Annotated in this window: 8 protein-coding genes; 4 read left to right on the forward strand and 4 right to left on the reverse strand. The window is 36.6% G+C overall.

The genetic code is table 11. The features are described 5' to 3' along the window. A partial coding sequence (locus tag E1140_RS03430) for a hypothetical protein (protein WP_185153407.1) occupies positions 1 to 197 on the forward strand: 197 nt, incomplete at its 5' end. A gap of 64 nt (positions 198 to 261) precedes the next feature. On the opposite strand, the gene E1140_RS03435 is transcribed toward E1140_RS03430, so the two are convergent. Beyond that, positions 262 to 2133, reverse strand: a complete 1872-nt coding sequence (locus E1140_RS03435) for a vWA domain-containing protein (protein WP_221412618.1) — start codon at positions 2131 to 2133, stop codon at positions 262 to 264. A gap of 123 nt (positions 2134 to 2256) precedes the next feature. Here E1140_RS03435 and E1140_RS03440 point away from each other — a divergent pair, with 123 nt between their 5' ends. Both E1140_RS03440 and E1140_RS21990 read left to right on the forward strand, forming a co-directional pair. Further along, complete coding sequence (locus E1140_RS03440; protein WP_343034133.1) at positions 2257 to 2781, forward strand: RNA polymerase sigma factor; 525 nt, start codon at positions 2257 to 2259, stop codon at positions 2779 to 2781. Then, positions 2774 to 4153 (forward strand): TonB family protein, encoded by a 1380-nt coding sequence (locus tag E1140_RS21990; protein ID WP_155179059.1) that lies wholly within the window; start codon positions 2774 to 2776, stop codon positions 4151 to 4153. The genes E1140_RS03440 and E1140_RS21990 overlap by 8 nt, the downstream gene beginning before the upstream one ends. Positions 4154 to 4201: 48 nt before the next feature. Here the strand turns inward: E1140_RS21990 and E1140_RS03450 are convergent, their stop codons facing one another. Beyond that, positions 4202 to 5926, reverse strand: a complete 1725-nt coding sequence (locus tag E1140_RS03450; RefSeq protein ID WP_155179061.1) for an alanine/glycine:cation symporter family protein — start codon at positions 5924 to 5926, stop codon at positions 4202 to 4204. A gap of 182 nt (positions 5927 to 6108) precedes the next feature. Between E1140_RS03450 and E1140_RS03455 the strand changes: the two genes are divergently transcribed. Beyond that, positions 6109 to 6639: a hypothetical protein gene (locus E1140_RS03455; RefSeq protein WP_155179064.1), complete on the forward strand. Its 531-nt coding sequence runs from the start codon at positions 6109 to 6111 to the stop codon at positions 6637 to 6639. On the opposite strand, the gene E1140_RS03460 is transcribed toward E1140_RS03455, so the two are convergent. Next, a complete protein-coding gene (locus E1140_RS03460; protein WP_155179066.1) occupies positions 6636 to 7385 on the reverse strand; it encodes a LytR/AlgR family response regulator transcription factor in 750 nt (249 codons plus the stop codon). The two genes, E1140_RS03455 and E1140_RS03460, sit on opposite strands and share 4 nt — an antisense overlap. A 26-nt stretch (positions 7386 to 7411) precedes the next feature. Beyond that, positions 7412 to 8496, reverse strand: a 1085-nt coding sequence (locus E1140_RS03465) for a sensor histidine kinase (RefSeq protein WP_185153408.1), incomplete at its 5' end; no start/stop codon positions are given.

The following is an 8496-nucleotide window of genomic DNA, read 5'->3' on the forward strand; positions in this document are numbered from 1 at the left end:
AAAAAATGACACCAGAAGAATTTTCGCTTATTAGTGATAAAAAATTGATTTTGATTCCACTATTAGGGGAAGAAAAACAATACTTAAGTGTTCTTTATCTGACTACAAGCTCTGAAATTGATAATATCATTAAAAAGAACGGATGGAAAACTTATGAGATTAGTCCTGATGACTACAAGACTTTATTCGATATGTAGACACCTAACAATAACATAAATGGACTGATCCATATTCTTAGATCAGCCCATTTTATAATTAATTTTATTTCCTCGCCATCAACCTACAGCTCTCCACCATTCTTATAAACTCTGCTCTATATCCTTGCTCATCTTTACCTCTGGCAGACTTCGCCAAATCATAAATATCAGCATAGTTTAAATCTCCTTTAAAGTCAGAGTCCCTCAACAGCATCCCAAATGCTGCTACCGCTGCTGACCATCTGAAATTATCCGAAGTATTATCAATTGACTTTTTAGAATCTTCAATGGTCTTGACAATCAACTTGCTCTTATCACCATCAGGAGCTTTGTATCTCAATTTTACTGTCATCAACTCTGATGAGTTGATCGCACCATCAGTGATTTTTGTTTTTTGATATTTAAGATCATCAACAGTAAACTGACTCTTCACCCCAACTGGAATTATTTCATATAAAGCCGTAACAGTATGACCAGCTCCTAGTTCTCCGGCATCCTTCTTATCATTATTAAAATCTTCAGGAGCTAAAATTCTGTTTTCATACCCCACCAATCTATAAGCCTGAACTTTAGCAGGATTAAATTCTACCTGAATTTTAACATCCTTGGCTATTGTGAATAGCGTTCCGCCAAACTCATGAACCAATACTTTCTGAGCTTCTAAAATATTATCAATATAGGCATAGTTACCATTACCCTTATCTGCTAATATTTCCATTTTTGAGTCTTTATAGTTCCCCATCCCAAATCCCAAAACAGTTAAGAATACACCCTCTTCTCTTTTCTGCTCTATCAGTTCCTCCATTGACTCATTGCTTGACGCACCTACATTAAAGTCACCATCGGTGGCAAGAATCACACGGTTATTTCCATTTTTAACAAAATTCTGTTTGGCAATTTTGTATGCCAGGTTTATACCTGCTCCACCAGCGGTTGATCCTCCAGCACTCAAATTATCCAAGGCATCCAAAATTTTATCCTTTTCTGAAGCGCTTGTTGAAGGAAGCACCTCCCCGGCAGCACCAGCATACACCACAATAGCTACCTTATCCTGTGGTCTAAGCTTATCAATCAATAATCTAAAAGCAGATTTAAGCAAAGGCAATTTGTTAGCATTACTCATTGAACCAGACACGTCTAACAAAAACACGAGGTTAGAGGGAGGTAAATTATCCATTGAAATATCTTTACCCTGAAGGCCAATGTGTACAAGCTTATGGTCCTTATTCCATGGACTTGATGCTAATTCTGTGTTAATAGAAAATGGGTCGTCACCTTTAGGTTGTGCATAATCATAGTTGAAGTAATTGACCATTTCCTCAATTCTCACCGCATCTTTCGGTGGCATTTGACCATGATTCAAAAAGCGTCTTACATTGCTGTATGATGCCGCATCTACGTCTATAGAAAAAGTTGACAATGGATCAGCAAAAGGGTTCTTAAATCCGTTTTCAGAAATTTTAGCGTAGTCTTCATTATTTGATTCAACCGGAGATTGAGGATAAGAAGTATTGGCTATACCTGACGGTCTTACCATATATGACTCATCAACATCTGCCATCTCGTATTCAGCTGCTGCCTTTTTCTCACTTCTTCTGCCCTTTCCATAACCGGTGGTTACAACTTCACTAAGTTGTCGGACGTCTGAAGCCATTTGTACATCGATGATTTTGCGATTACCAACTTTAATTTCTTCTGTTGCTAACCCTATAAAACTAAAAACAAGGATTGATTTGGAATTAGGAGCCTCTATGGTAAATTCTCCATTAATATCAGTGACAGTACCAATGGTGGTTCCCTTTACAACTACATTTACACCCGGTAGCGGACTTCCCTCATTGATAGAAGTGACTTTTCCGGAAATTCTTATTTGGCTAATAGCATCATTATATATGAAGCTCATTAACATTAAGCAAAGCATCATTTTATTTTTCATGGCATTTATATTTAAGTTGAACTTTATTGATAGGATGCACTGCCTACAGAAATTCCATAAATGCTTAGAAAAATATTTTAGTTTAGTCCAATAACCCGTTAAAGTATTACAGAAGAAGAGCTCATATCGTCCTATAAGAAAAATGGCAACCTCGAGGTTTTAGGGAAGCTATATAAGCCATATATGCATTTGGTATATGGTTTATGCCTAAAGTACCTTAAAGACAAAGAAGAAAGTCAGGATGCTGTGATGCAGGTTTTTGAGAAGCTAATTGATGCGGTTAAAAAGCATGAAATTCAAAATTTTAAAAGTTGGCTATATGTTTTGGCTAAAAATCATTGCCTGATGACCATTCGTTCTCAAAAATCAAAGTCCGGATCAGTAGAATTTGATCCTGATATTATGGAATCTAACCTATTGCTGCATCATGAAGATGAAGGCGAGTTAGAAGATGACCTGCAAAAACTTGAAAATTGTATAGAAAAATTGCAAAATGAACAGAAACAATGTGTTGAACTGTTCTACCTTCAGAAAAAACCGTACCTGCATATTGCAGATAAAACTGGGTTTGATTTAAAGAAAGTGAAAAGCTACATCCAAAATGGAAAGCGAAATTTGAAAATCTGTATGGAAAGTACAAGTGAGTAAAGACAAGAAACATATCGATCAACTGACACCAGAACTTATAGACAAGTACTATAAAGGCTTGTTATCTGAAGATGAGCAGCATCAAATCGAAAGACTTATGCTGAATTCATCTTTTGAAAATGAAGCCATGGAGGGTTTTGATCGTTATGAGGGTGACTTACTCAATGATCTTAATAAAATAAACACGCAGTTAGAAGAGCGGATCTCGAAAGAGAAAAATGATAATATATTCTTCTACATTAAAATTGCCGCATCAATACTTTTATTAGCGTTAAGTACTTATTTGGTACATGATATTGCTAAGGATACTAATAAGCCACAAATAGCACAGAATGAACCTGTTCAAACTCCTGAAGAATCCTTTGAGGAAGAACTTAGTTTGGAGAAAGAAATTGATGATACTGAAGCTGAAAGTGTACCTGAGCCAGCAATTGAAAAAAACCAACCTCCTGAAGAAAAGGTGGTCGAAACACGATCCAAAGAGATTGAAAATACAGATTCAAATATTGAAAGTGATCAGCTAATTGCAGATAACGCTATCATAGCTGATGAAAAAGAAGTTAAGTCAGAATCTATGGAAATAGCTGAAATTGATGTGGCTGATGATGAAGTCGTTGCTGAAGAATTCATATCCGAAGAGCTAGTAACTGTTGAAAGCACAAAGGAAGAGACAGCAAGACCAATAGAAGCAAGAAAGAAATCCGTTGCAAGAAGTGCTGCTCGGGATGAAGCCCCAAGTGCCGCTGGTCTGGCGATGACAGCTCCTCCATCTACTTCCACTATCAGTGGTAAAGTAACCTCCATTGAAGATGGTCAGCCATTACCAGGCGTCAATGTAGTGGTTAAAGGCACCACAAAGGGAGCAGTTACAGGTATTGATGGCCGTTTTAAAATTGATGATATTGAAGCTTCTGAAAAAGATGCTCTGGTTATAAGCTTTATAGGTCTTGCTACTAAAGAAGTGGAAATAGGTGACAGGTCTCAAATAGATGTTCAAATGGGTAGTGACGTAAGCCAGCTAAGCGAAGTGGTGGTGGTTGGCTACGGCACTTCATCTACAGCAGTAGATAACTCAATCAATACCTGGAATAATTCCAGACCTTCTATTTCAATGTCAGACTACAAAGACTATTTGAGAGAAAACACCAAATATGATTCTGCTCAACAAGTAAAGGGTAAAGTAGCCGTTAAATTTGATATTCTGGAAAATGGACAGCTTACCAATTTTGAAATTAAAAGAAGCTTGAGTGATTATTATGATCAGGAGGCTATAAGGTTAATTAAGGAAGGTCCAGAGTGGCTGCCAGCTGAACAGAATGGCAACAAAGTTAAAAGCACAGCGCGTGTTACAGTGAAATTTGATAATGAATAAAAAAGGCCTGAATGTGTATTCAGGCCTTTAACATAAATGATTTTTATACTATTTAAACTTCGGATGCTTAACACCAGGGAAATTCTCCTCGAAGAAATCTCCATATTCACCGATAGTCTTTTTCATATCCTTTCTTAGCCAAATAATACCTATCAAGTTAGGTAAGGTCATTAAAGCAATGGTAATACCTGACAGCGTCCAGATGATGGTTGTATCAGCAAATGATGCAAAGAAGAAAGCCACCACATATACTATTCTGTAATAGATGACTGACTTTGTTCCAAATAAGAAGGTCATCGCTCTGTCTCCATAGTATGACCAGCTTATAGCTGTACTAAACGCAAATAATAACAGTCCGATAGAAACAATATATTGCCCATAATCACCAAAAAAACCTCTGTTAAAGGCAATGGCAGTCAATGGTGCAGAATGAACTAGCGATTTACCCTCAAATCTTAATGACTTAGTATCAGATATACTTCCGTTTGTAATAGTCACATTACCTGAGAATAACTTTTTAGTGTCTAATAGGTCGTCTTCATAAACTATGATATCATCAGCAAATGATCTTGCGTGCAAAAATGTAAGGTCATCATTGGTAATCACACCATTCTCAACATTTAATACACCATTGTATTTTGTTTCAGCGGAATTGCCATTAAGGTGATTATAGATTTTGTTTAAATCCTGTTCATTTTTTTCAGAGTATTGATTCGATAGAATCTCAATATCATTATACTCAAAAATGTTCTGATGTTTTTCATTCCAAGCACCTGACGAAAGCAGTACTAGCCCAGTAACAGTACAAATAATGATAGTGTCAATGAATGGCTCAAGGATGGCCACCATACCTTCAGATAATGGCTCATTAGCTTTAGCCGAAGCGTGAGCAATAGGTGCAGAACCCTGACCAGCCTCATTTGAGAATAAACCTCTATTTACACCTCTATTGAAGGCGTATGCTATATTGGCTCCAATAAAACCACCCGTAGCAGCAGAACCAGTAAATATATCAGCGAAAATTGAAATAAATGAAGGGATGATGTTTCCCAGATTAGCGAAGATTACAGCAAAAGCTCCTATAAAGTAAATGATAGCCATGGCTGGTACCAGCTTAGAAGTAACGGCTGCAATTCTTTTTATACCACCAATGATTACTAACCCTAATAAAACTGCTAATACAGCTCCCGTTATCATTTGATCAAATCCGAAGGTGGCTAGTAATGAGCTTGAAATACTATTGATTTGTGGCAAACTACCCGTGCCAAAAGATGATAAAACTGTAGCAAATGCAAATATAGCTGCTAACCATTTTAGGTTAACATTTTTTCCATTCAATGGAAACTTAGCATTCTTCATATAGTACATTGGTCCTCCAGCCATAGTACCGTCATCAAGCTTCTCTCTATATTTATGAGATAAAGCTACCTCCACAAATTTAGTACACATACCAAAAGCCGCAGTTACCAGCATCCAAAAAAGTGCTGCCGGACCACCTAAATGTAGAGCAAATGCAACACCCGCAATATTTCCTGTTCCTACTGTTCCTGAAAGTGCCGTGGCCAAGGCTTGAAAGTGAGAAGTATCTCCAGGGAGATCTGCTTTATCAAATTTACCTGTCACAATTCTTACCGCATGTCTGAAGAATCTTACTTGAGGAAATTTTAAATAAATAGTGAAGAAAAGCCCTGCGCCTAAAAGGGCGTATGGGAACCAAATTGCACTACCAATAAAACTGTCAATTAAGACCAGAAAATCATTTACTTGTTGCATTTCGTCAGTTTATCTTATTTGAATAACGGGCAAATCTAACAAATAAAAAATGGCAGCAAAAAATACATTTTGATAAGTGGAAAACCACTTTTCTATAGTGGTTATCAAATAAGTCAAAAAAAGTTAATCGGGATATCAACTTTTTCAAACCAAAAACGTTGAAACTTTACTTATTTAATTTAATGAAAAGAGCCTGTTTATTTTTTGTTTTCTTAATTGCAGGGCTGGCAAATATAAATGCTCAAGAGAAAAGCGCAATTGCCGTCATTCGTGAAGAACTATTCTACACTGATTTTGATTTGGAAAAATGCTTTCAATACTATACTAAAGTTGAGGCTTTCAAACAATCAACACCCGTTATAACTGCCTATGAAGCTGCTGCCAAAGCACTTATCGCTAAACACAGCTGGAATCCCATATCTAAAATAAGTAATCTAAAAGAGGCAATGGCACTACTAACCAAAGCTGTTGACCTTGATAAAATGAATCTTGAAATTCGCTTTTTGAGATTGTATATAGAGAATAGCCTGCCCTCTTATATTGGCATGAAGGATAACATAGTGGAAGACAAAAAGCTGATTATCGAAAATATTCAACTGCTTGATTCTTCGGATTTAAATGCAGACATCATTCAATATATATTGAAATATATGTCTACTGAAGTAGCCTGCACCTCTGACGAAATGCAGGTTATTAAAGCTCGTTTGATTTAGACTACTTTCTTCCTTATTTGCTTAGCATAGGTTCTACTAACAGGGAAGCTCTTCCCATTCTCCATTTTAACGATTAACCCACCATTAAAATGCTTTTCAATTTCCTTGAGAAAGTTGAGATTGATAATAGAACTTCTGTGAATCCTAATAAACACCTCAGGATCCAAACGCTCTTCGAGCTTCCCGATACCTGATGAACTCAAAAATTGATCAGCCTTGGTGGTAAGCACTGTATAATCTCCAGATGCCTCTAAGTGGATAATATCTTTTACTTCAATATTTAAAAGCTTCTCGCTCTTTTGAACAAATAAATGTGTTGAGAATTTAGCTCCACCTTCTATTGACCCTTTTAAGCTGCTAATTAACTCCTCTACATTGTTTTCTTCAGCTCCTATTCTTTCAGAAGCTCTTTGTACGGCAATTTTAAAGCGCTCTTCATCCAGAGGTTTTAGCAGATAATCTATAGCACTTTTATCAAAGGCTTTAATGGCATATTGATCGTAAGCGGTTGTAAAAATTACAAATGGTCGATGATCTATATTCTCTAATACATCAAAGCCATCCATTCCTGGCATTTGCACATCAAGAAATATCAACTGAGGTTTCAATTCATTAATTTTTTCAACGGCATCCTTTCCGTTAGAACACTCTGCAACAATTTCAATATCTGTATATGGTTCTAAAAATTCAATTAAAAGTTCGCGTGCAAGTTTTTCATCATCAATTATAATGCAGTTGATTTTCATGTTTAGCTTGTTAAATGTTTAGTTGGTTAGTGTTCTATTAGCTCAGCCACCTCTTTTGTAACCACTGGTTCGTATTTTTCTACAACAGGAATTACAAATTTAACGGTATATCCATCTTCTCTGGCATCAATCTTCAGCCCAGCTCTTCGTCCAAATATACTCATCAATCTTCTATTACTGTTCTTTAAACCGACACCGGTTGACTTGCCATCTAAAACTTTTGCGGCATTTTTCCCCAGCCCGTCATCTGTTACCTCAAAGTAAATTCCGTTTTCAACACGTTTTATAATAAGTTTAATTGTCCCTCCATCATCCTTTGGTCCAATTCCGTATTTTACCGAATTCTCTACCAGGGGCTGTAGTACCATAGGTGGCACTTCAAGACTGTTACATTCTGGCTCAACCTCGACAACATACTTAAGGCGAGTCCCAAACCTCACTTGTTGTATTTTTATATAGTTTTCAATAAACTCAAGCTCATGAACAAGTTTTACAAGCTCACCAGAATGTGAATCAAGGGCATATCTAAATACGTCAGAAAGCTGAGTAATTACCTTTCTTGCCTTTTCCTTACTTGAAGATATCAACATGCTAATTGAGTTGAGCGTGTTAAACAAAAAGTGTGGGTTGATCTGAGACCTAAGTAAGGCGAGCTGCATTTCCTTATTCTTAAGTGCCAACTGACTCTTTTCCTGCTCTTTACGCTGTGTGTGCTCAAAATATCTGATCACATAAAAAATAGCTACAGTAATGATATATTGATCATAAAACCTCATTGCATCCCAGCTCAATAGGTTGAGCATATATTCCTTCCAGTCATCAAAAAACACAAGCCCATCCAGAAAATAATCGAAATAATAGGACAGATAACTCATAGTCATAAAATAAACTGACAGGCCAAAAACATGTCCAGAAATCTGAAAAACGAGCTTATATCTTACAAGCCAGGAGGCATAAAAAAAAATAAGTCCAATAAATATGCAGAGGGCCTCAAACATATAAAGACCATTCCATAACGCATCAGCATTATAAGGTCTAAATACTTGCCACTCAATTATGGCACTTAATGTATAGTTTGCTGCATACCACAAACAAATCAGCATATATGCTG

Source organism: Fulvivirga lutimaris (assembly GCF_009711525.1).
GTDB lineage: Bacteria > Bacteroidota > Bacteroidia > Cytophagales > Cyclobacteriaceae > Fulvivirga > Fulvivirga lutimaris.

Excerpts from the sequence above, each read along its gene's own strand:
- E1140_RS03435 (WP_221412618.1), bottom strand. The coding sequence starts at position 2,133 with ATGAAAAATAAAATGATGCTTTGCTTAATGTTAATGAGCTTCATATAT.
- E1140_RS03450 (WP_155179061.1), bottom strand. The coding sequence starts at position 5,926 with ATGCAACAAGTAAATGATTTTCTGGTCTTAATTGACAGTTTTATTGGT.
- E1140_RS03455 (WP_155179064.1), top strand. The coding sequence starts at position 6,109 with ATGAAAAGAGCCTGTTTATTTTTTGTTTTCTTAATTGCAGGGCTGGCA.
- E1140_RS03460 (WP_155179066.1), bottom strand. The coding sequence starts at position 7,385 with ATGAAAATCAACTGCATTATAATTGATGATGAAAAACTTGCACGCGAA.